General features: G+C 63.0%; 24 protein-coding genes. 6 read left to right on the top strand and 18 right to left on the bottom strand.

The genetic code is table 11. The features are described from left to right. Nucleotides 1-35 precede the first annotated feature (35 nt). Nucleotides 36-647 (top strand): TetR/AcrR family transcriptional regulator, encoded by a 612-nt coding sequence (locus tag ACFRFQ_RS03475; RefSeq protein ID WP_378653093.1) that lies wholly within the window; start codon nucleotides 36-38, stop codon nucleotides 645-647. Nucleotides 648-679: 32 nt separating this feature from the next. On the opposite strand, the gene ACFRFQ_RS03470 is transcribed toward ACFRFQ_RS03475, so the two are convergent. The 11 genes from ACFRFQ_RS03470 to ACFRFQ_RS03420 all read right to left on the bottom strand — a co-directional run bounded on the left by ACFRFQ_RS03470 (nucleotide 680) and on the right by ACFRFQ_RS03420 (nucleotide 9,427). Then, nucleotides 680-961, bottom strand: a complete 282-nt coding sequence (locus ACFRFQ_RS03470) for a metal-sensitive transcriptional regulator (protein WP_033235483.1) — start codon at nucleotides 959-961, stop codon at nucleotides 680-682. A 31-nt stretch (nucleotides 962-992) separates the two neighbouring features. Further along, nucleotides 993-1,250: a hypothetical protein gene (locus tag ACFRFQ_RS03465; protein ID WP_378653090.1), complete on the bottom strand. Its 258-nt coding sequence runs from the start codon at nucleotides 1,248-1,250 to the stop codon at nucleotides 993-995. Further along, on the bottom strand, nucleotides 1,243-1,764 hold the full coding sequence (locus ACFRFQ_RS03460; protein ID WP_378653088.1) for a hypothetical protein: 522 nt from the start codon (nucleotides 1,762-1,764) through the stop codon (nucleotides 1,243-1,245). Before ACFRFQ_RS03460 ends, ACFRFQ_RS03465 begins: the two co-directional genes overlap by 8 nt. Further along, nucleotides 1,757-2,218 (bottom strand): hypothetical protein, encoded by a 462-nt coding sequence (locus tag ACFRFQ_RS03455; protein ID WP_378653086.1) that lies wholly within the window; start codon nucleotides 2,216-2,218, stop codon nucleotides 1,757-1,759. Before ACFRFQ_RS03455 ends, ACFRFQ_RS03460 begins: the two co-directional genes overlap by 8 nt. A gap of 204 nt (nucleotides 2,219-2,422) precedes the next feature. Continuing rightward, on the bottom strand, nucleotides 2,423-3,073 hold the full coding sequence (locus tag ACFRFQ_RS03450; RefSeq protein WP_378653084.1) for a hypothetical protein: 651 nt from the start codon (nucleotides 3,071-3,073) through the stop codon (nucleotides 2,423-2,425). Between the two features lie 51 nt (nucleotides 3,074-3,124). Beyond that, complete coding sequence (gene hemB, locus ACFRFQ_RS03445) at nucleotides 3,125-4,099, bottom strand: porphobilinogen synthase (protein WP_378653082.1); 975 nt, start codon at nucleotides 4,097-4,099, stop codon at nucleotides 3,125-3,127. A 77-nt stretch (nucleotides 4,100-4,176) separates the two neighbouring features. Continuing rightward, nucleotides 4,177-5,739: a bifunctional uroporphyrinogen-III C-methyltransferase/uroporphyrinogen-III synthase gene (locus tag ACFRFQ_RS03440; RefSeq protein ID WP_138869760.1), complete on the bottom strand. Its 1,563-nt coding sequence runs from the start codon at nucleotides 5,737-5,739 to the stop codon at nucleotides 4,177-4,179. A gap of 60 nt (nucleotides 5,740-5,799) precedes the next feature. Then, entirely contained in the window at nucleotides 5,800-6,789 is a 990-nt protein-coding gene (hemC, locus tag ACFRFQ_RS03435; protein WP_378653079.1) for a hydroxymethylbilane synthase, read from the bottom strand. Beyond that, nucleotides 6,786-8,147 carry a glutamyl-tRNA reductase gene (locus ACFRFQ_RS03430; RefSeq protein ID WP_378653077.1) on the bottom strand — a complete coding sequence of 454 codons (1,362 nt, stop codon included), beginning with the start codon at nucleotides 8,145-8,147 and terminating at the stop codon, nucleotides 6,786-6,788. Before ACFRFQ_RS03430 ends, hemC begins: the two co-directional genes overlap by 4 nt. Next, nucleotides 8,144-9,025 (bottom strand): redox-sensing transcriptional repressor Rex, encoded by an 882-nt coding sequence (locus tag ACFRFQ_RS03425; protein ID WP_378653074.1) that lies wholly within the window; start codon nucleotides 9,023-9,025, stop codon nucleotides 8,144-8,146. The genes ACFRFQ_RS03430 and ACFRFQ_RS03425 overlap by 4 nt, the downstream gene beginning before the upstream one ends. Before the next feature lie 141 nt (nucleotides 9,026-9,166). After that, a complete protein-coding gene (locus tag ACFRFQ_RS03420; RefSeq protein ID WP_378653072.1) occupies nucleotides 9,167-9,427 on the bottom strand; it encodes a glutaredoxin family protein in 261 nt (86 codons plus the stop codon). 201 nt (nucleotides 9,428-9,628) lie between these two features. Between ACFRFQ_RS03420 and ACFRFQ_RS03415 the strand changes: the two genes are divergently transcribed. Next, the gene (locus ACFRFQ_RS03415) at nucleotides 9,629-10,624 is read left to right on the top strand and encodes an HAD family hydrolase (RefSeq protein WP_378653069.1); all 996 of its coding nucleotides are present in this window, start codon (nucleotides 9,629-9,631) and stop codon (nucleotides 10,622-10,624) included. 45 nt (nucleotides 10,625-10,669) lie between these two features. Here ACFRFQ_RS03415 and ACFRFQ_RS03410 read toward each other — a convergent pair whose 3' ends face one another. The 7 genes from ACFRFQ_RS03410 to ACFRFQ_RS03380 form a co-directional block, all read right to left on the bottom strand. Continuing rightward, on the bottom strand, nucleotides 10,670-11,695 hold the full coding sequence (locus ACFRFQ_RS03410) for a lysophospholipid acyltransferase family protein (protein ID WP_378653067.1): 1,026 nt from the start codon (nucleotides 11,693-11,695) through the stop codon (nucleotides 10,670-10,672). After that, the gene (locus ACFRFQ_RS03405) at nucleotides 11,692-12,783 is read right to left on the bottom strand and encodes an NAD-dependent epimerase/dehydratase family protein (protein WP_378653064.1); all 1,092 of its coding nucleotides are present in this window, start codon (nucleotides 12,781-12,783) and stop codon (nucleotides 11,692-11,694) included. The genes ACFRFQ_RS03410 and ACFRFQ_RS03405 overlap by 4 nt, the downstream gene beginning before the upstream one ends. 296 nt (nucleotides 12,784-13,079) lie before the next feature. After that, nucleotides 13,080-13,181, bottom strand: a complete 102-nt coding sequence (locus ACFRFQ_RS03400; RefSeq protein ID WP_003402602.1) for a 30S ribosomal protein bS22 — start codon at nucleotides 13,179-13,181, stop codon at nucleotides 13,080-13,082. Nucleotides 13,182-13,438: 257 nt separating this feature from the next. After that, nucleotides 13,439-13,675 (bottom strand): helix-turn-helix domain-containing protein, encoded by a 237-nt coding sequence (locus ACFRFQ_RS03395; protein WP_003941845.1) that lies wholly within the window; start codon nucleotides 13,673-13,675, stop codon nucleotides 13,439-13,441. Between the two features lie 126 nt (nucleotides 13,676-13,801). Further along, nucleotides 13,802-14,617, bottom strand: coding sequence for a pyrroline-5-carboxylate reductase (gene proC / locus ACFRFQ_RS03390; protein ID WP_378653062.1), 816 nt, complete (start codon nucleotides 14,615-14,617; stop codon nucleotides 13,802-13,804). Nucleotides 14,618-14,651: 34 nt separating this feature from the next. Beyond that, nucleotides 14,652-15,527: a thioesterase family protein gene (locus ACFRFQ_RS03385; protein ID WP_378653059.1), complete on the bottom strand. Its 876-nt coding sequence runs from the start codon at nucleotides 15,525-15,527 to the stop codon at nucleotides 14,652-14,654. Next, complete coding sequence (locus tag ACFRFQ_RS03380) at nucleotides 15,527-16,177, bottom strand: MerR family transcriptional regulator (RefSeq protein ID WP_378653057.1); 651 nt, start codon at nucleotides 16,175-16,177, stop codon at nucleotides 15,527-15,529. The genes ACFRFQ_RS03385 and ACFRFQ_RS03380 overlap by 1 nt, the downstream gene beginning before the upstream one ends. A 152-nt stretch (nucleotides 16,178-16,329) precedes the next feature. On the opposite strand from ACFRFQ_RS03380, the gene ACFRFQ_RS03375 reads away from it, so the two are divergent. From ACFRFQ_RS03375 to ACFRFQ_RS03360, 4 genes are all read left to right on the top strand, one after another. Beyond that, a complete protein-coding gene (locus ACFRFQ_RS03375; protein WP_378653055.1) occupies nucleotides 16,330-16,956 on the top strand; it encodes a TetR/AcrR family transcriptional regulator in 627 nt (208 codons plus the stop codon). A gap of 128 nt (nucleotides 16,957-17,084) precedes the next feature. Beyond that, complete coding sequence (locus ACFRFQ_RS03370) at nucleotides 17,085-18,551, top strand: wax ester/triacylglycerol synthase domain-containing protein (protein WP_378653052.1); 1,467 nt, start codon at nucleotides 17,085-17,087, stop codon at nucleotides 18,549-18,551. A 3-nt stretch (nucleotides 18,552-18,554) separates the two neighbouring features. Further along, nucleotides 18,555-20,867, top strand: a complete 2,313-nt coding sequence (locus tag ACFRFQ_RS03365; protein WP_378653050.1) for a glycerol-3-phosphate 1-O-acyltransferase — start codon at nucleotides 18,555-18,557, stop codon at nucleotides 20,865-20,867. Next, nucleotides 20,864-22,297: an HAD-IB family hydrolase gene (locus tag ACFRFQ_RS03360; protein WP_378653048.1), complete on the top strand. Its 1,434-nt coding sequence runs from the start codon at nucleotides 20,864-20,866 to the stop codon at nucleotides 22,295-22,297. Before ACFRFQ_RS03365 ends, ACFRFQ_RS03360 begins: the two co-directional genes overlap by 4 nt. Nucleotides 22,298-22,310 lie beyond the last annotated feature (13 nt).

Raw genomic sequence — 22,310 nt, 5'->3', positions numbered from 1 at the left:
TTGAGGTTGCAGCGCGACCCGACTACGGTGAGCAAATGAGCAGTACCAGCACTAACTCGATCTACGGCGACGCCGAAGCGCGCCGACGCCGTACCTTGGACGCAGCGATCGCACTCCTGGACGAAGGCGGCTACTCCGCACTCACTATCCGCGCGGTGGCGAAACGCTCGGGTACCAGCACCGGCCTGATCTACCAGTACTTCGTCGACAAGCAGGACATCTTTGCCGCCCTGCTCAGCGAGAGCCAACTGGAAATGGCGGACTTCGTAAGCTCGCTCCCCCGCGAGCAAGGATTGACTGCACTGCTCGAGTCCATGATTCCCGAATTCGCGCGGCATTGGGCACGGGTCGGCAGGCTCACGACTACGTGGCGCGACATCGAGGGAATGGCCGGATCCGACCGGGAGAGCATGCGGGAACTTCACGCATCAGTGGCGGTCTTCAACTCGGCATTGCTTGCGGCGCTTGCCGAATCAGCTGCAAGCGAGGGAAGTACATTGGTGGACGACCCCGCGCTGATCCATGTCGTGCTCTCCGGACTCAAAGGCCTGTCGGACACCATCGTCATCAACGTCGCCAAAGAAATCACACCCGAGCACTTCGTGAACTTCTCCGCCCGAGCGCTCGCGCGCTCGATCACGGAGTAACCGCACGGCGATTCAGGAACGAGCCGTGCTATTCAGGAACGAACCAGGCGAGCGATAGCCGCCTGAGCTTCCTTGATCTTGGCATCGGCTTCCGGGCCACCCTGCTTGGCAGCTTCGACAACGCACCCGGCAAGGTGGGCATCGAGAAGCTTCAGGGACACGGACTGCAACGCGCTGGTTGCGGCCGACACCTGCGTCAGTACGTCGATGCAGTACCGATCGTCGGCAACCATGCGCGAGATACCCGCAACCTGACCTTCGATGCGGCGGAGACGTTTGAGCAGATCATCCTGCTCGGGGCTGTAACCACTCATAAGGCCACTATACCCCCTACCCGTATGGCGCTCACTCGGATGCGACGCAAGCCATACGGAGCCGACGTGTCACATCGATCGCCATGAGCCCGGCCAGCAACAGAGCCAGACCGGCACCGGAAATCCACAGTCCGTCGTAGTGCGTGCCCTCGAATGACGGTGCGCCCTCGACAATCGGCGCGAAGGTCGACGTGGTCAGCCCTGATCTCCAACACACGACGGCCAGCGCCAGAGACGCGACCATACCGAGAATGCCTACTCCGGTCTTGAAGTCGACTTTTCTAGTCATCGGACACCCTCTCGGAATCTCGGGCACTTTCCGCTTCGCCGCGCCCCGCTATCACCTGATTCAACGCTTCGCGCAGCGCTACGTCGTCTTTCGCCCAGGCCCGGACCAGGCCGCCGGTTGTCAATCGCAAACCGATGCTGTGACGACGACGCGGCACTCCCGACAGTTCACCAAGTGCGCGGGCAGTTTCCCACGGCTCCATCTCGTCTTCGTACGCGGCGTCGTCCGATTCGGGAAACACCTCGGCGATTTCGTCGACCGGAACCTCCTCGGTGCCTTGACGCAACATCGCGCTGGTCAACTCGACGCTGACATGCCGACGCGCGGCAGTGACCTGCACGTAGACCAATCCCGTCAGAATCACCGCGAACATCGCCAATCCGAACCAGTGCACCACCGGCCCGGTGAACAGTTCGATCACCAATGCGACAAGGCAGAACGCCGGACCGAGCGCAACAGCTGACATCCGCGAACCGGGCTCGTAGAACAGAACCCCGGAAGCCTCGTCACCCATGGGCGAACCAGCTGCGCGTCGAGCCTCGATAAATCGACACCCCCGCGCTGATCAGCATCACCGGAACAACCAACGCCAGAACCGTACTGATACCCGCAATCACCAGCGCTATCTGAAGCACCGCAAAAACTCCCGAGTAGATCACGAGAATTTTCCGGCACAGACTCCGGCCCAACCGCGTCGGGCCGGCCAAGCCGCCGATGATCAATCCGCTGAGCAACAACGCCACCCCGGACACCCGAACGAACGTCACATACGTATCGATGTTGCCGGCCGACACACCTTGATCGGCGAACTGTTCCCGGAGTTCGTACGACGCGCTGGACAAATTGATCAAGCCGAACAGGATCAGCAGAAATGCACTTGCTATCCACAACCAGAAAGCAGCATTGACAGCCGTGGGGGGACGGACTTTCTTCGAAATCGTCACAGGCAGCGAGTCCGCGCTAGCCACTCACGAGTCCTGGCACGACAACCAGGAGCGCGGTGGAGATCACGGATATGCCCAACAGCAGAAATACAATCAACTCGGTGCGCGAACTGCGTCGCGGTCGTGGGGCGTCATGTGTGCCCTCGGCGTTCAAAGCGTCTCGAGAATGCACTGCGCTTGCCTCTCCCAACTACCGTCGTGACCTGATTCACAGTACCCGCCTGATGTTCACCGAGTCGACGGGGGGAACCTCAGGAAGTACGGATTCGAGTCCTTGCGATGCATCATCACGATGGCACCGACCGCCGCGACGGCCTGCAGGATCTGCGCTCCACCGAACAACAGTGTCGCGCCGTCACCGCCCCCGCCGAGACCGAGAATCACCGGAATCGCGGAGACCAGCATGAAGACCCCGCCAAAGGTCAGCAACATGCGCGCCCAGTTCTTGCCGCGACTCATCGATCGGACCACCAACAAGAAGAGCGCGGTGAAGATAACGATCATGATCACCGACACCACCACGGCCATCGGGAAGACACTCTCGATGTCCGAGCGCGTGAGACCCGCGTCGGCGGCGGCCGGATTGCTCATCATCTCGTCGATGAACGACGACTTCTGACCGAGCATCATCGCGATCATCGCGCCGCCCTGCACCACACCGAGTACAGCCACTGCCCAGCACAGCTGAATCGCCGTCACCACATCGGTCGGCGGTTCGGACTTCTGCTTGCCCGAGGGATGCGACGACGGATTGGTCGGCATCGGTCCGAGCGGATGGAACTGATTCTGGAACTGCTGGTTCTGATACTGCTGGTTGTCGTACGAGGGTTGGTTGTCGTACGGCGGTTCCTGGCGAGGGGGCTGCCACGGCTCGGTCATAGTGACAGCCTATCTGTCCGGGACTTGATGATCATCAGGCTTGGTTCGAGCTCACAGCCAACCGGCGACCTCGGACGCCCAGTATGTGAGAACGACGTCGGCCCCGGCCCGCCTGATGCTGGTCAGTGATTCGAGAATTGCGGCGTCACGATCGATCCACCCGTTCTGCGCCGCCGCCGTGATCATCGAGTACTCCCCCGAGATCTGATACGCGGCTACCGGCACCGGCGAACGGTCCGCGGTCTCGCGCAGGATGTCGAGATACGACATGGCGGGCTTCACCATCACCATGTCCGCGCCCTCGGCAATGTCGAGATCGACTTCGCGCAACGACTCACGACGGTTCGCGCCGTCCTGCTGATAAGTACGACGGTCCCCTTGTAGCGAGGATCCGACAGCTTCACGGAACGGCCCGTAGAACGCCGACGCGTACTTCGCCGCGTACGCCAACTGGCCCACCTCGGTGTACCCCGCAGCGTCGAGTGCGCCGCGAATCGCCCCGACCTGGCCGTCCATCATTCCGCTCGGCCCGAGGAGATGCGCACCCGAATCGGCTTGAGCCAACGCCATCTCGACATATCGAAGCAACGTTGCGTCGTTGTCGACGGTGCCGGTCGGTGTCAGTACGCCACAGTGTCCGTGATCGGTGAACTCGTCGAGGCACGTGTCGGCCATGATGACCGTCGAATCACCGAGTTCGTCTGCGAGAGCGCGCAATCCGACGTTGAGAATTCCGTCGGGGTCGATGGCACCCGATCCCTGGGCGTCCTTGTCCTCCGCCTTGGGCACACCGAACAGCATCAGACCGCCGACGCCTGCGCTCACCGCCTCGGTGGCCGCTGCGCGCAACGAGTCAAGAGTGTGCTGGTACACGCCGGGCATGGAGGAGATCTCACGCGGGGCGGCGATCCCGTCTGCAACGAACATCGGCAGCACGAGGTGCCGCGGTTCGAGTGTCGTCTCCGCTACCAGCCGCCGAAGCGCCGGGGTTCGCCGGAGTCGGCGCGGACGATGGGTGGGAAACACGAGACGGGTTCTCCTTCGTCGGACCTTGCTGTGCGCCTTTATCAACCGCGGGGGGTTGATAAAGGCGCACAAGCGGGTTAGCGCCTACGGGACTTCTTGCGCGGAGGAGGCAATGCACCCTCGGCGCGCAGGCGAGCAGCATGCTCTGCCAGTGCCTCGACCAGCGGTCCCACCTGTGAGGTTTCAGGCTGTACGTCGACGCGCAGTCCGAACTCGATAGCGGTTTCGGCGGTCTTCGGGCCGATGCACGCCACCAGAGTGCGAGCGTGCGGCTTGCCGGCGATGCCGACGAGGTTGCGCACCGTCGAGGACGACGTGAAGCACACGGCGTCGAAGCCACCGGTCTTGATCATCTCGCGGGTCTCGGCGGCCGGCGGAGCGGCACGCACCGTGCGGTACGCGGTGACGTCGTCGATTTCCCAGCCACGTTCACGCAGGCCCTCGGCGAGAGTTTCGGTCGCGATGTCGGCGCGGGGCAACAGAACTCGGTTGACCGGGTCGAAAACGTCGTCGTACGGCGCGAATTCGGCCAGCAGCCCTTCGCTGGACTGATCACCCTTCGGTACCAGTTCGGGGTTGATACCGAACGAGCGGACCTTGGCCGCGGTGGCTTCGCCGATGCAGGCGATCTTCACGCCGGAGAAGGCGCGGGCATCGAGGCCGAACTCTTCGAACTTCTCCCACACTGCGCGAACAGCATTCGTGGACGTGAAGACGACCCACTGGTAGCGACCGTCGACGAGACCCTTGACGGAACGTTCCATCTGAGCGGGGCTGCGCGGCGGTTCGACGGCGATGGTCGGAACCTCGATCGGGATGGCGCCGTGGGTGACCAGACGGTCACTCATCTCGCCGGCCTGATCCTTGGTGCGCGGCACGAGGACGGTCCAGCCGTACAGTGCGCGTGATTCCCACCACGACATCTTGTTCCGCTGGCTCACAACCTTGCCGACGGTGATGACCAGAGAGCCGACCAGTTCGGAACCGGCCTCGTTGAGCGTCGCCAGCGTTGCTTCGACGGTGCGCTGCTGCCGGGTGGTGCCGCGCACGGTGATCGCTGCCGGGGTCTGCGGAGCCATGCCGTTCTCGACCAGCGCGCTGGCGGTCTCGGCGAGGTGTCCGGACGTTGCGTGCAGTACCAGCGGTCCCGGTGCTGCGGCCAGTGCGGCCCAGTCGACCTCGCCGCGCACGTCGGCTTCGGTGTGTCCCGAACCCAGTGCCATACCGGCGTAGCTGGGAACAGCTGAGCCGGAGGGCAGTCCTGGCAGGACCTCGAACTGAACCTGGGTACGTGCGACTGCGGTGACCTCGGCGATCACGGAATCCGTGGTCAGCGGATCACCCGATACGAGACGAACGACGTCGTGGCCGTTCTTGGCTTCGTGCACAAGGGTTTTGGCGACCTCGGCCGGTTCCCCGAGCGCGGGACGCACGTCGGCGATCAGTTCGCCGGTTTCCTCGTCGCGACCCATGTCGATGCCCACGAGAGCGACGACGCCCTTGTCCACATCAGGATCGGTGAATGCCAAGGCTGCGCCGGTGAGGACGTCACGTGCGCGAACGGTGAGCAGGGCGGGGTCGCCCGGTCCCGATCCCACGAACAGGATCCGTCCGGGAGTGTTCTTTCGGACTCGGGTCATCGGTGATTCTCCAGTGCGCTGTATCGAAATGGGAACTTGGTGCAAGTGCAATAGGTTGTGTCAAACATCGGCGGCCTCGCCTGTGGTCACGTTCATCAACTCTCGGGCGCCGAGTTCGAGTAACTCTCGGGCCACCGCTCTGCCGAGTTCCTCGGCGTTGCCCGGCGCACCGACTGCGCCGGTACGGATGACGTCCGAACCGTCGAATGCGGCTGCGCAGCCGCGGATCGACAGTTCGTCGAAAATTCTGCCGTTGTCGTCGATCGATTCGACAACTTCGGCGAGTGCCCCTACGGGGGCAGTACATCCCGCTTCGAGTTCGGCCAGCAGAGCACGTTCGGCGATGACCGCCGCACGAGTGTCCGCATGGTCGAGCTCTGCGAGTATCGCCACCAATTCTTCATTGGCAGAGAGACATTCGACGGCCAGCGCGCCCTGCGCCGGCGCCGGCAACATCTGAACGGGCTCGATGTTCTCGGTGATGAGATCAAGGAGACCGATGCGAGACAAGCCGGCGCGAGCAAGGATCACAGCATCGAGTTCACCGGATTCGACCTTGCCCAGCCTGCGCTGCAGATTTCCGCGCAACGGCACGATGTCGAGACCGAGACCGAGGGCGGAGAGCTGCGAAACACGTCGCGGCGCTGAGGTACCGACCTTGGACCCGGCCGGAAGTTCACCGAGCACCAGGCCGTCGCGGGCCACCAGCGCGTCACGCGGATCTTCGCGAGGCGGGATCGCCGCGATCACGAAACGCTCGTCCTGCGCGGTGGGCAGATCCTTGTACGAATGCACGGCAACGTCGACGCGGTTGTCCGCCAACGCTTCTCGGAGCTCCGCCGTGAACACGCCGACGCCGATCTTCTGCACGGGATCGGTGGACTGATCACCCTTGGTCTTGATGATGACCAGTTCAGCCGGATGCCCAGCCGCGATGAGTGCGTCGCGCACGGTTCCGGCTTGTGTGGTGGCGAGAAGGCTTCCCCGAGTACCGATCCGCAGAGTGCCTTCGGAGTGCAGTGATTCGGAGTGCGATGCTGTGGCGCTCATGCCTGGTTGTCCCTTCCGGCGCGATCGCCGTCCACCCGGTCGGTGGGTGCGGCCACTGCCGCAGGCAATGCCGGGCTGAGTTCGAATAGTTCACGCAATGCCGCCGCGTAGGAGTCTCCGCCCGGCGCCGACGCCAGTTGCTTGACGCGCACGGTGGGTGCGTGGAGCAGTTTGTCGACGACGCGTCGCACGGTGCGGGCGACTTCGTCACGTTGCGGATCACCGAGATCGGGCAACCGCGAATCGAGGCGCATCAGTTCGGATTCGACGACGTCTGCGGCGCGCTGGCGCAGGGCTGTGACCGTGGGAGTGACTTCTGCGAGTCGCTGACCAGCGAGGTACATTGCCAGCTCACCGGCGACGATGGCGCGTGCGGCATCGGCGTCGGATGCGGCTGCGCCGGCAGCCGGATCGCGTTGCAGCGCTTCCATGTCCAGGACGGTGACGTCGGGCAGACCCGCTACTGCGGGATCGATATCGCGGGGCAGACCGAGGTCGCAGATGACGAGATGCTTGTTCGGGTGGCGATCGGGTTCGGCGAGTGCGCGATGCGCATCGGCCAGTGTCACTACTGCCCCGACCGCGCCGGTACAGGTCACCAACACGTCCGCCTGAGCCATGACCGTTGAAAGCTGCTCGAAATCAACAGCTTCGGCGACGACTCCGTTGGAACGAGCGGTGTCCGCCAGGTGCTCGGCACGCTCGCGGGTGCGGTTGACGACAATGATGCGATCGATTCCCGCGCGGGTCAGATGCGCGACCGACAGTCCGCCCATCGCTCCGGCGCCGACCACGACTGCGGTGCGTCCGACCAGTCCACCGTCACCGAGGATTCCGGCAGCGCGGTCGAGCGCCACTGATACCACTGATGCTCCGGCAGAATCGATCCCAGTTTCGGAGTGAACCCGCTTGCCGACCCGCAGCGCCTGCTGGGCAAGCTCGTGCACAACTCGCCCTGCCGCCTGCTGCGCGTCGGACGACGCGTAGGCAGTGCGAATCTGGCCGAGGATCTGCTGCTCGCCGATCACCATCGAGTCGAGGCCGCTCGCGACGGCAAAGAGGTGCTCGACGGCAGCTTCGCTGTACCGCACGTAGGCGTGGGCATGCAGGGCTGTGAGGTCCAGACCTGAATGGTCGGAGAGGATCTCGCCGACCTCGGTGAGAGCGCCGTGGAATGCGTCCACGACTGCGTAGACCTCTACCCGATTGCAGGTGGAGACGATCATCGCCTCGGTGATGTGCGACGACGCCAGAAGCTTGTCGATCAACTTCGGACGGTCGGTGTCGGTCACCGCCACTCGCTCGAGAACCGGCACGGGCGCAGTTCTATGCGAAACCCCGACAAGCAAAACACTCACGGCGCGATCACTGATCCGTTTCTTGTCGAACCTGCTCCGACCGGAGCGGGTGAACTTGTGGAGGGACGGGACGAAGCGGGTGCCGCATGAGCGACGCGCACTCTTGGTGCACCAGACGCCTGATCTGCGTTGCGTGCACTGTTGAACGAAAGAACCTGCATTTCCACGGCCAGGTCTACGCGTCGCAGTTCCACGTGATCCGGAACGTCGAGCGCGATCGGCGAGAAACTCATGATGCAGAGAAGTCCGGCGCGAACGAACTGATCGCACACTTCCTGAGCGGCCTCGTCCGGGGTGGAGATGACGCCGATGGTGGCCTTCAGTTCGCGGCACGCGAATTCGAGTTCGGCGGTGTCTCGCACGGTCAGATCCCCCACCTGGGTTCCGACGCGAGCGGAATCGCTGTCGAAAAGTCCGACCATCTCGAATCCACGACGACTGAAACCGCCGTAACCGACCAGTGCTTTTCCGAGGTTTCCGACGCCGACAAGAACGACCTTGTGTCCGCGGTCCAGTCCGAGCGCACGCTCGATGCGGATGCGGAGTTTGGTGACGTCGTATCCGACACCGCGAACACCGTTAGGGCCGAGGAACGACAGATCCTTGCGTAACTTCGCTGATCCGACGCCTGATGCCTGGGCAAGTTCTTCGCTGGAGACGATGGTCGTACCGCGGTCGGACATGACTCCGAGGACCCGCAGGTATGCCGCCAACCGGGTCACCGTAGCCTGGGGGATGACGCGATCCTGAGTGGTTGCGGAATCGACCTCAGCAGTAGTAGCGACAGGACGGCCCGCAGCGCCGGTGACGCGCTGAGCCAGTGGCTCGTGCGTCTGGTGCGGTTCGGTCACGTCGTTGGCTCCTCGTCCGACCGACACAGTTGTCGACCTCCACGATGCTCCGGGGGGAATGTTCACACCACGGTAACCGCTTGTGAACCCATGCACAAAGTTGCTTGGAACGGGTTCGATGTGCCTTTAACCTGCAGAGCGGCAGATTTCCCCATATTTAGCGTTGCCTTACTTGCGTAAATCGGCTCGAAGTCTCTCTTCGTCGACTTCCCAATAACCGTGCTCGCGCCCGTCGAGAAGAATGACCGGTAGCCGATCGCCGTACTCGGCTCTCAACTCGGGGTCGCTCGCTGCGGCTTCGTCCACGTCGATGCACGTCACTTCAAGCTCGAACTCGCTGCAGACCCGCGCCAGCACCTCCGCGGCGCCTACACAGGAGGCGCATCCTGCACGGGTCAACAAGGTCACTTCATGGGCGTTCACAGTCATCGAGTAAGGACCCTTCCTCAGGCGCGATGTTCATCTACTTGTCGGTCAAGTCTGCCTTCTGCGCCCGCCTCGATACCAAATCACCCGAGAGGAAGGTCACACACACGCACACTCATCGCCATCCACACCTTGGAGCCTCACCGCGGAGGATAGGCTGACTTCAAGAGTTCTCTGCTCAACGGTGCAACACGGGAGGTGCGGGTGCCTGCGCGATCACTACCGAACGGTTCCGGATTCGGGTCGGGGCTGGCCGGGGTCATTCTCCCCGGTCGTCGCCGGGCCAAGAATCCGCTGGGACCGAGCGAATCGGAAGTTCGAGCCAACCTCGCCGGCGAGGCCAGCGTGGACGCGGCGCTTGCGCTCACCGCGGCCGCCCATCCAGAAGAGCCCACGGTCGACGACGCCGTGCCGGCGGTGCCTCGAGACCTCACTGCTGCGGCGTTCTTCGACGTCGACAACACCATGGTTCAGGGTGCGTCCATCATTCACTTCGCCCGTGGGTTGGCCGCCCGGAAGTACCTGAAGACGTCGGACCTGGTGGATTTCGCCTGGAAACAGGTCAAGTTCCGGGTCACCGGACGCGAGAGCAGTGACGACGTCGCCGAGGGCCGTGAGAAGGCCCTCTCGTTCGTTGCGGGCCGGTCCACGGCCGAACTTGCCCGTCTCGGCGAGGAAATCTACGACGAGGTGATCGCGGACAAGATCTGGCCGGGTACCCGGGCGCTGGCTCAGATGCACCTGGACGCCGGCCAGCAGGTCTGGCTGGTGACGGCCACTCCCGTCGAACTCGCGCAGGTCATTGCCGAGAAGCTGGGACTGACCGGAGCCTTGGGTACCGTCGCGGAAAGCGAGGACGGCGTCTTCACCGGCCGTCTTGTCGGTGACATCCTGCACGGAATGGGCAAGGCGCATGCTGTCCGTACCCTCGCGGTTCGTGAGGGACTCAACCTCAAGCGGTGCTCCGCGTACTCCGACTCTCACAACGACGTCCCGATGCTGTCCCTGGTCGGAACCGCCGTTGCTATCAACCCCGACGCCGATCTGCGTGAACTCGCGAAGAACCGCGGCTGGGAAGTGCGTGATTTCCGCACCGCCCGCAAAGCGGCCAAGATCGGAGTTCCCACCGCGCTGGTGCTCGGGGCGATCAGCGGGGCACTCGCGGTCATCCTCGCGCGTCGCAAAGAACAGAGCGCCTGACGGAACGTACTAGGTCCGGATCGAATCGATCCGGACCTAGTACGTTCAACCGAGGAAAATATTGCGGCGCTTGGCCAGCAACCGGTAGAGCGTCTGCTGGATAGTCTCGCGCACGTGGTCGGTCACTTCGAAGAGAACCATCGGATCCTCTTCAGCCCCTGCGTCGTACGTGTCGGTGACAATCGGCGTTCCGAATTCGATGTGCCATTTCGACGGCAGCGGAACCAGCCCGAGCGGTCCCAGATGCGGAAACAACGGAGTGACCGGGAAATAGGGAAGGCCCAACAACCGCGACAGCGTCGTCAGGTCGCCGAATTTCGGGTAGATCTCTTCCGAGCCGACAATCGAGCACGGGATGATCGGAACTCCGGTACGCATTGCGGCCGACACGAATCCGCCGCGGCCGAACCGCTGCAACTTGTACCGTTCGCTGAACGGCTTCCCGATTCCCTTGAACCCTTCGGGGAACACTGCCGCCACTTCACCCTCACGCAGAAGCCGCTCGGCGTCCGGGTTGCAGGCCAGGGTATGCCCGGCTTTGCGTGCGAGTCCACCGACCAGCGGCATCTCGAATGCCATGTCCGCAGCCAACATTCGCAGTGGCCGGTGCGCCGGGTGGTGATCGTGGACGGCAACGGACGTCATCAACCCGTCGATCGGAATCACGCCGGCATGATTTGCGACCACAAGCGCGCCGCCGGTAAGGGGAATGTTCTCGATTCCGCTGACCTCGACACGAAACCACTTCTCGAACAGTGGCCGGAGCATCGGCATCACGATGTGGTCCGAAAAGTGCGGGTCGAACCCGAACTCGTCGACCTCGTAGTCACCGGCCATCCGGCGACGCAGGAACTCCGCCGTCGACGCGATCTGGTCGACAAGTCCCGAGCGAACGGTGTCGACAAACGACCCGTCATTGGGAGTCTTGGGCGGCAACGTCGAACTCGACGGATGCCGGCGCTCGCTTTGCTCTCGCACCAATCGCTCGGCGCCGGTTACCGATTCACGCGAGCGGGCTTCACTTCGGGCCGGGTGCGGCCGCAACGGAATTACCTTTGCCACGTCACTCATCGCTCCACTACACCTCGGTCCGGGGTCATCATCGACATCACGTCAGCGCTCGGCGACGCACTGGCTCCGTTGCCGCCGACGATTGCGGTCAGTGTTTTCTCCGCCCGGTCGATCCACTCGGACCCGATGATCCGCCGCGTCTGCATGGCCCGGACGAAGTCGTCGAGCGCTTGCATCGTCGTCCACCTCGGCTCGAACCCCATCTCGCTGCGCATGCGTGTGGTGTCCAGACCGCAACCGAACCGGAAGTACTCGAGTTGTTCGTCGGTGTACAACCGCATCGACGAACCGACCAAGGCATTGCCGACGCTCCGGAACAGCGCCAATGGCATCGGAACTTCGATGCGTCCGGCTCGCCTGATGGCCTGCGACATCATCACGACGCCGTCTGCGGCGATGTTGTACGTACCCGACACCGGGGTGATGGTGGCGCATTCGAGCGCGGCAAGCGCGTCCTCGGCGTGCAGCAACTGCAGGCGCGCGTTGCGTCCGACGATGGTCGGAACCACCGGCGCGCTGACGTAGTGCCCGACCGTCGCGGTGAGTTGGGGTCCGATCAGCGGGGCAAGCCGCAGAATTGCGACGTCGATGTCTGGCCGGCGACGTCCCATGCCGCGGAGATACCCCTCGATTTCGAGGGTGTCTCGGGCGTACCCGCCTGGCGGGCGCCGACGCGCGCTCATCTCCTCGGTGAACTGAGCCGGATCCTTGGCACTGCACCCGTACACCACCGACGCGGATCGGAGCACGACTTTGCGAACGGTGGGGGCCTTCTGACACACAGCGAACAACTGCATGGCGCCGATGACGTTCATGTCCTTCATCGCTGCGCGCGAACCCGATTTGGGGGCCTTCTGCAGGGTCGACGCGTGTACGACGGTATCGACTTCGGCGCCCCGGATGACCTTGCCGATGAGAGGATTGCGGATGTCGGCGCGCACGAATTCGGCACGGCCCATTCTGCGCAACATGTCTTTGCTCGGACTCACAGAGTCAACGGCGATCACTCGCTCGATGGCCGGATTCTGCGCCAGTCTGGTTACCAGATAACCGCCCAGAAATCGGCTTGTGCCGGTTACGAGAACCACGCGGGGAACTACATTGTCCGATTTCGTGTCGCCTGCTGATTTTTCGTCGGCTGCTGTGTCACGAACTACCACCAAGTACCCCCATATCCAGGACGGACGAGCGTTCCCGAATCACTTTTGTGACAAGTTTCCCCCACCATACGGCCAGTCGGGGTCTCGCGCTGTTTACCCGCATCGCACTCAATCAAGACATATCTCCCACCTAGTGGGACGGCGTGTCCATAACCCCGAACAGACAGCGATGCCCGCCGCTTCCGAAGAAGTGGCGGGCATCGACGCTTAGTGCACAGTACTGCTTATTTACCGAGTTTCCTGCGCTGCACTCGGGTACGACGAAGCAACTTGCGGTGCTTCTTCTTGGACATGCGCTTGCGACGCTTCTTGATCACTGAACCCATAGCGGGTGTCCCTCACGTTCTTCTATAGCGTTCCTGCGCACGCCGGTCACGTACGCCTGCGCCAAGCAACTGGCGCCTGGCCCTCGTTTTAACTAGCTCAGCGCCTTACGACACCAGCTTGCTGGTACGACAGTTGATCATCGTACCGGTGCGGAGTCACACGACATAAACCGAGCCTCCGGCACAGCTTCCGCTGTGCCCGCGACAGGGCTTACGCCGAACTCATCCTCCCGAATCGGCTGGCCAGCATTGGCTGGTCAGCCTGCATCGAAGTACGAGGTTTCGAGATAATCGTGCACGGCTTTCGCGTGTACACGGAACGAACGTCCCACTCGAACAGCGGGCAGTTCGCCGCTGTGCACCAAGCGGTACACAGTCATCTTCGACACCCTCATCAACGTTGCCACTTCGGCAACTGTGAGGAATTGTGTTCCGGCCACAGCCGGTTTTCCGTCGTGGGACGAACCCATGGACGGCTTGTTTGCAGACACCATAAATCCACATACCTCCAGTACGACTCGCGCCGCCGGCTTCCCCTCCGGCGGAACAGACACGTACGTACTAACCCGAGCTTAGCTGTACTTGTGGGGTTAAAGCGACGGGTGTGGCGTAATGGGCGACTATTCGACGGCCGCACCCATGGCCACGGAACGCGCCTTTGCAGCGTCGAGAGCGTTGTAGAACGCGGTCCGGATGCCGCCTGCCTCGAGTTCGCGAACGGCAGCGGCCGTCGTCCCACCGGGTGAGGTCACTGCAGCCCGAAGATCCCCGGCAGTGTCGCCGGTGCGATCGAGCATCGCGGCCGATCCGACCATCGTCTGAACAACCAGTTCCGACGCCACCGCGCGAGTGAGTCCGAGACTGACGCCGGCATCGATCATCGCCTCGGCCACCAGGAACATGTACGCCGGACCGGAACCGGAAACCGCCGTGACAGCGTCGATCTGCGATTCGGGCACGGTGACGACCTTGCCGACGCTGCCCAGAATTCCGCGCACCAATTCCAGGTGCTCGGGCTTGACGTGCCGGCCAGGCGCCAGGACGCTCACACCTTCACCGACCAGCATCGGAGTGTTCGGCATGACCCGAACCACCGGGAACCCCGCAGGCAGACGCGTTTCGTAGAACCCGACCGGGATACCCGCGGCGAGCGAGACGATCAGCTGTTCGAGGTCACCGTCGAGATCCACCTTCGACAGCGCGGTCAGAGCTGCCTCGACGTCGTTCGGCTTGACGGCGATCACGATGACGTCAGCACCCTCGGCCGCGTCCTCGATCGTGGTGACACGGATGGAGTACTCGGCGATCAGTTCGTCAACGCGCGGCTGATACTGCTCGGCAACAACCAGATCCTTGATCGCATGGCCTGCTTGCAGCAACCCGGAGATCAGCGCCTCGCCGATCTTGCCGCCACCGATAATCGCAATTCTTGTCATGCCGTCAAGCCTGCCACGACACCGTCGAACGGGATTACCGGGGCATCATGGCCAGCTGCCTACTCTGCACTACCACTGCCCCGGTGGAATCGAGGATGTCGTGGTCCTCTTCGAACCACGTGCTGCCCAACACATCCGAACTCGCCCGAACCCGCAGCCAGCCCGGCGCAGGCAGCCGGCGCAAGTACGTCGTCAACTGCACGGTCGGTGCCCATCCGAAAAGCCCACGGTTCATAGTCACCGGAGCGCTGATGTCCCCGGCCATGATCGCGAACAGCACCGCGGTGTCGACATCCGCTTCGTCGTCGGGCCGAGCGCGCACCCACATCCGGACCTCCGGCTCTCCCTGAGCGCCGGTGAGAAAGTGCGCGGACGTCGTATCGATGCGCATATCGCACCCCTGACCGACATGCACGATCTGCGCCATCGGATGCTCGCCCTCAACTGCGGCGGCATGCTCCGACGGTTCTGCGGGCATGTCGTCGATCGACGAGGCGCTCACGAAGGCAGGCACGTCACCGTCGGGAATGCCGAGGGTGACTGCGGCACGGACGGCGATCCGTCCCCCCTGACTCAACTCGACGTCGACCAGCGACACCTGGCGCCCTTGCTTCTGCACTGTCACTGCCAGATCGACGTCACCAGGATCGGGCGCGGCAAGGTAGTTCGCGCTGACGGCAATAGGTTGCATTGCGCGTACGGCGTTGTCGTCAGCACCACTGTTGTCGGCACCACTGTTGTCGGCACCGGCGGCTCGCAGTGCCGCTCTCGCAGCCGCCGCGCACACGGCCATCATGGACCCGCCGTGAACCTTGGGACCGATGGTCCAGATGGGGTCGATCGTTGCGCGGAAGCGGCCGTCGCCGAGCGATTCCAGTCGGTTCAGATCACGAAAAGGGCTGCTGCTCATCAATTTTCCTTCATCTGGGTTGTCACATGCTGTGCCGGTGGCGTGAACTTTGTGGATCCTGATCCAAGGTCTTGGTGCGCCAGGCGTCGTAGCGCCGCCAGGACGGGTTCGTACATCGCTGTCCCGAGGACCGCGTACCGGACTGCTTCCTCCGTCGACTCGACGGGCATCAGATCGATTTCCACCTCGGCGATTCCCCGAATGTGTTCGCCGTAGGCGCGCAGTCGTTCCTCGCTCAATGTCAGACCTGCGTCTTCGAGACCGATCAGCGCTTGCTCGAGATGCGCGACGGCGACGTAGCGCGGGTCGTAGACCTGTCCGAGAAACTCCAGAACCTTCCGCGCCCGCGGAAATTCGCGTACCGGATCAGGATCGACGTGAGGTGGCAACTGCGCGATGGCCCGTCCGATCCGCTCGAATTCGGTGAGGTCCGTCGCCGAGATCAGATCGAGAATCGCGCGAATACGAGGAATGGAGAGGCCCGCCCCGGAGAGCGCTCTGATCAGTCCGAGCCGACGAACGTGGTCGTCGCCGTACTGCGCCCCGGTCGCGCTGGTGGGTGCGCCCGCCATCAGCAGACCCTCACGCAGGTAGTACTTCACGGTGGGCAGAGCCACGCCGGACCTGGCCGACAGTTCGGAAATCTTCATGGCTCTCTTCGTTCTCGCATTAGATACCGATACTATCTAACTGAACTCCGCCCCTGATCCAGACCCCTGCGTGGACTATCGTCGGACGTTCTAGCGAACACTAAAAGACGCGAATACCAAGACACGATTGTCGAGCGGAGCTCACAGACACAATGGCAAGAAAAACTTCGGCAGCCTCGGACGAGGCGTGGCGCACCGTGGAACCGTTGACACTCACACCGCTCCTCACCGCGGCCCTGGCCACCTTCCACGAGTTCGGGTACCACGGCGCCTCCGTCCGCGACATCGCCAAACGCGCCGGCGTCACCGTTCCGACGCTGTACTACCACCACGAAAACAAGCAGGGCATCCTCGTGGCCTTGATGATGACGGGCATCGAAGCGGTCACCGCCCGGGCGCGCGAGGCGGTTGACGCTGCCGGACCCTCTCCTACTCGACAGTTCGGAAACCTCGTCGAAGCCTGTGTCCTGCACATGACGAGTCGAACGGACATCGCGTTCCTCGATTCCGAACTGCGCTACCTCGAAGATGCAGAGCGAAAGGCCTATGCGGCCAAGCGAAAGCACCTCGAGAACCTTCTTGCCGACGTGCTCACCGCCGGTGTCGAACAGGGCGAGTTCACCGTGACCGACATCGCCGGCACCGGGCGCGCCATGCTGGGAATGTGCCAATCGGTGGCGCTCTGGTTCCGGCCCGACGGTCCTCAGACGCCTTACGAGGTCAGTGTCTTCTATCGAGAAATCGCACTCAACGCAGTGGGCGCGGTCGCCCCTGCCTGAATTGGCCGAGTCAGTCGAACGTCACATCTGTTCACTGACACCGAAACCGGGACGCGCCGATGGTCTCGGGTCCACACTTGTAGATAGAACGACGGGGTGGACCCGAAGACCGAGGGAGTTCTTGAAGTATGGCCGACAACAATCCATTTGTTCCTCCTAGTGCGGTCGACGTCGACCTCTCTGCGGTCGCGTGGGGCGCGAACCGGACGATGTCCGATTTCGAGACCGGGATGTGGCGGATGGAAGAAGCGCAACCACAATTGCGCTCACCGATCGTCGCGGTAGAAGTCCTCGACCAGGCTCCCGACTGGGATCGCCTCCTCGAGGCCGTCGAATGGGCGTCGCACGTCGTACCCCGCATCCGGATGCGCGCTGTCGACCCTGCCCTGAACCTGGGCAACCCGGTGTGGTCGGTAGACCCCGAATTCGACATCGGGTACCACTTGCGGCGCGTCCGTCTCCCCGCTCCGGCAGATTTCGATCACGCACTGCGCATGTGCCGGCACCTCGCCACCGAACCGTTCGACAAAGCTCGACCGCCGTGGAGCGCACTGCTCATCGAAGGACTGGACGACGGCCGGGCCGTCTTTGTCGTCAAGACCCATCATTCCATCACCGACGGCATGGGCGGCATCCAGATGATGACGCTCCTGCACAGCAGACGCGCTGATCCCACACCGAACAAACCTGATCGCACTCCGCCGCCGGCAGAGCATCTGTCCTCGATCGGCGCTTTCGGCGAAGAAGTTGTCGGCGAGATCCGTCGTGCGCCGTCCCGTGTGGCACGACTCGTCCGCGGCGCCACCAACATCGCGGCCACCGCGATCACGCAACCGATCAGCACTGCCACCGAGGTCTTGGATTACGCCAACTCGTTGCGCCGAATTGTCACGCCGCCCGCTCGTTCCGGTTCTCCGCTACTACGCGAACGAGGCCTCGGCCGCTGGTTCGGTACCTTGGAAGTTGGTGTGCCCGAACTCAAAGCAGGCGCAAAAGCAGCCGGCGGTTCACTCAACGACGCGTACGTCGCAGCGCTGCTCGGCGGATTCCGTCGCTACCACGACGCGTTCGGCCAATCGGTACAGAGCATTCCCATGGGAATGCCCGTCAGCATGCGCACCGGTTCGGATCCGTCCGGCGGCAACAGATTTGCCGCCGTGCGCTTCAGCGGCCCGATCTCCGAAACGGACCCGGCCAAACGAATCCGGCAGGTCCGCGAAATCGTCCTGAACCTTCGCGAGGAACCAGCGCTCGACGCGATCGACCTGGCTGCGCCCGTCCTCGCTCGCCTACCAAATCAGCTCCTCGCGAGCTGGTATCTCTCCCAGTCCACGGGACTGGATCTGCAAGCGAGCAACGTTGCCGGCGTTCCCGTCCCGGTCTATCTTGCCGGCGCGAAGATCGAGCGGATGTTCCCGTTCGGTCCGGCACCTGGCTGCGCGGTGATGGCAACGCTCGTCTCGCACGTCGGAATCTGCTGCATCGGAATCAATATCGACACCGCGGCCGTCACCAAACCTGCATTACTCGTGCAGTGCATCCAAGACAGCCTCGACGAGATCGTGGCCCTCGGAACCACCGCGGAAGGTGTGTGAGTCATGACCACCGACGTGACGCAACAGAATGTCTACCTCACCGAACCGATGACCGAAGCCGAAGCCGGTGTTCTCCGAAAGTGGTTGGCCGACAGAGCTCGTGGCACGGCACAGCCGTCCACCACCGTCGCGATCACTGATCGCACCCTCGGCGAACTGTCCCGCCGCACCGATGACCCGATGCTCGCGCCGTTGCGAGTGGTGTGGCTACCGGGCACCCAGACCGAACAGAATGTGGTCGGGCGCCTTCGCAACGCACTGGCCCCGCGAGATCCGTTGCACCCCGGACGAAGCGCACAGCGCCGCACACTGCGCACCGACCCCGACCGGTGCCGGGTCATCGAGGGTCAACCCGCCCCGCTCAGTGACCTGTCGCGCCGTCTCGACGAGAGCGGCGGCGGATCGCTGCCCGAGTTCATCCGCCGTCAGGCCGCCCTGTCCCTCGAGCGAGCAGAACTCGACTTGATCGGCGGGCAATACAAGGTGTCTCGCTTTGTCGTCGACGAAATCACCGACACCCGGCGCTTCACCACCGAGACCATGGCCCTTGCCGACCGCCTCGGTATCGCCGTCGCCGAAGTGGACCGGCGTGCGCGCGAAGCCCTCGAAGAAATGGTTGCCACCCAGAGTCGCCAGGCAATCGCGGTGTGGGATCGCTTGGGGCGCTACTTTGCTCGCGCGTACACGATCGACGTTGACACCAGCCGATTCGAAGAACTACGAGAGCTCAACAAGGAACATTCGCTTGTCTTCCTACCCAGCCACCGCTCCTATCTCGATCCGCTGGTGCTGCGCCCCGCACTGATCAACAACGGACTCCCGCTCAATCACGTGATGGGCGGACTCAACATCAGTTTCTGGCCCATGGGCTCCATCCTCAAGCGCAGCGGCACGGTCTTCATCCGCCGCAGTATCGGCGACGACGAGGTCTACAAATGGTCGATGCACGAGTACATGCGGTACCTGCTCACCAAACGATTCAATCTCGAGTGGTACATCGAGGGTGGCCGTGGACGTACCGGGAAGCTGCGTCCGCCGCGTTTCGGGTTGATGACGTATCTGGCCAAGGCCTTTCACGTCAGTGGCGCCTCCGACGTCTATCTGGTCCCGGTGGCGCTGAGCTACGACCAACTCTACGAAGTCGGTGCCATGGCCGCCGAGGCCCTCGGCGCCGAGAAGAAGCCTGAAGGTCTGCGCTGGATGTTCGGATACGTACGCGCGCAGGGCAAGCGAGAAGGCGTCGCGCACGTGACGATCGGGCGGCCACTCTCCTTTGCCGAAGCACTTCGACAAGAACCAGACCAGCGCCTGGCCATTCAGAAGGCCGCTATCGAGGTGTGCCACCGCATCAACGAGGTAACACCGATTACCGTGTCTTCTCTCGCGATGCTCCCCTTCCTCGGAATCGAGGATCGCGCGCTCACCGTCACCGAACTGACCCTCATCCTGACTCCGCTGTTCGAATACATCACGGCCCGCAAACTGCCGCTCGCCGGCGATGTCGAACTCGGCGATCCGCATGTCATCGAGAAGGCACTGCAGACGCATGTCGACTCGGGCGTGCTGATGCACTTCGACAAGGGCGGCGAGAAGGTCTTCTACCTAGGCAAGGATCAAGGGCTTGTTGCAGCGTTCTACCGCAACAACACCATTCACTTCCTGGTTGTCCGAGCAATCGCGGAACTTGTCCTGCAGGCTGCGGTGGACGAGCAGTTCACCGACCCGATCATCGACGGCTGGAACGAAGCCAAACGCATTCGGGATCTGATGAAGTTCGAGTTCTTCTTCAGCGACCGGGACACCTTCGAAGAAGAGATGCGCACCGAACTGGACTTGATCGACCCCAGTTGGATCTCGGTCACCGCCGACCCGAACCGCACAGCGCACATCATCGAAGGCGTTCGCCCCTACCTGGCGCACCGGGTACTGCAACCGTTCCTCGAGGCATACCAGGTGGTGGCCGATCAACTGGTCCTCGCACCGGTATCGAAGTCCTTCGACGAAAAGTCGTTCACCCGCAACTGCATCGACGTTGCTCACGAACGCCGGCTCCGCCAGCAGATAGCCAGCAGCGAATCGGTATCCGGCGAATTGTTCGCCACCGCACTCAATTTGGCGCGCAATCGCAATCTCGTGGAAGCCGAAGACGACGGAGTCACCGCGCGTCGGATTGTCTTTGCCGAAGAACTCCGGGTACTGGTCGACCGGTTGCGTCGAATCCGCGAACTCGCCCATTCCCGCCTCGACGCGGCAACCAGATCCTACGGTGTCACAACGACTCCCAACCCAACCCCCCACGAGGAAGCAGGACCGTGACCGGACTCGAGCGTCTGCATGCCGCGATCAAAGCGGCACCATCCGGACCCGACACCATTGCCGCGTTCGACCTGGACGGCACACTCATCAGCGGGTACTCCGCCAGCGTCGTCTACCGCGATCGACTGCGGCGCTTCGATATCAGCCTCGGTGAACTGTTGCGAACCACCGGCGCCGCCATCGACACCCAGTTCCGCGGTGCCGACGTCGGCGCCCTCATGGACATCGCTGTCCGCGCGCTTGCAGGCCGCACCGAGGAAGAATTGAACGACTGGGGCGAGCGGCTGTTCAAGCAGGACATCGCCGCGATGATCTACCCGGACGCTCGCGGAATTCTCGCGGCTCACCGAAAGGCCGGTCACACCATCGTGATGGCGACATCGGCGACGCCGTTCCAGGCCCGCGGCGTTGCCGCGGATCTCGACATCGAAGACGTACTGTGCACGGAAATCGAAGTGATCGACGGCATGCTCACCGGCGAACTGTCGTCGCCGGCGCTGTGGGGTCCCGCGAAGGCCGACGCACTCGCAACCTACGCCGAGAAGCTCGGCGCTGATCTGCGGAATGCTTTTGCGTATTCCAATGGTGCCGAAGATGTCCCGATGCTCCAATCCGTCGGCCGCCCCGTCGCCCTGAATCCGGATCGCACCCTGGCGAGTGTCGCACGGCGAAACGGCTGGCCGTCCGTCACCCTGCGCAAACCACAACGCGGCGCAACTCCCCTCTCGACGGTGCGCACCGCCACCGCAATGGGTGCGCTGGCCGCCACGGCCATGGTGGGTGCGTCTGCCGGATTGGTCACCGGCAACCGGCAACTGGGAGCCAACCTCGTGGGCACCTACGGCCCGGACATCTCCCTGTCACTACTGGGCATCGACGTCGAGATCGACGGTGAGCACAACGTGTGGGATCACCGCCCCGCCGTCTTCATGTTCAATCATCAAAGCTCACTGGACCTGCTGGTACTGGGCACCGTCATCAAACGCGACGTGACGGGGGTGGCGAAGAAGGAAGCTGCCAACGATCCTCGCTTCATTCCGATCGGCGCACTGTTGGACGTCGCGTACATCGATCGATCCAACACCACCAAGGCAAAGGCGGCATTGCAACCGGCTGTCGACAAGTTGAAGAACGGCGTCTCGATAGTCATAGCACCCGAGGGAACCCGTTCCGCCACACCAAAACTCGGGGCATTCAAGAAGGGCGCGTTCCACCTGGCCATGCAAGCGGGCGTTCCCATCGTGCCGGTCGTGATCCACAATGCCGGTGAACGCATGTGGCGCAATTCCCTTGTCGCCCACCCTGGCCCGGTCTACGTTTCGGTTCTCGACCCGATCTCCACCGCTGACTGGCAACTCGACGACCTCGATTCCCACATCGAGGAAGTCCGCTCACAGTTCGACGCAGCACTGTCTGCCGGGCACCGCTGAACGCCCGGAGCTA

The sequence above is a fragment of the Rhodococcus sp. NPDC056743 genome (assembly GCF_042790355.1).
GTDB lineage: Bacteria > Actinomycetota > Actinomycetes > Mycobacteriales > Mycobacteriaceae > Rhodococcus_F.
Note: the sequence above shows the minus strand (reverse complement) of the source record. Positions and strands in the feature narration are given on the sequence as shown.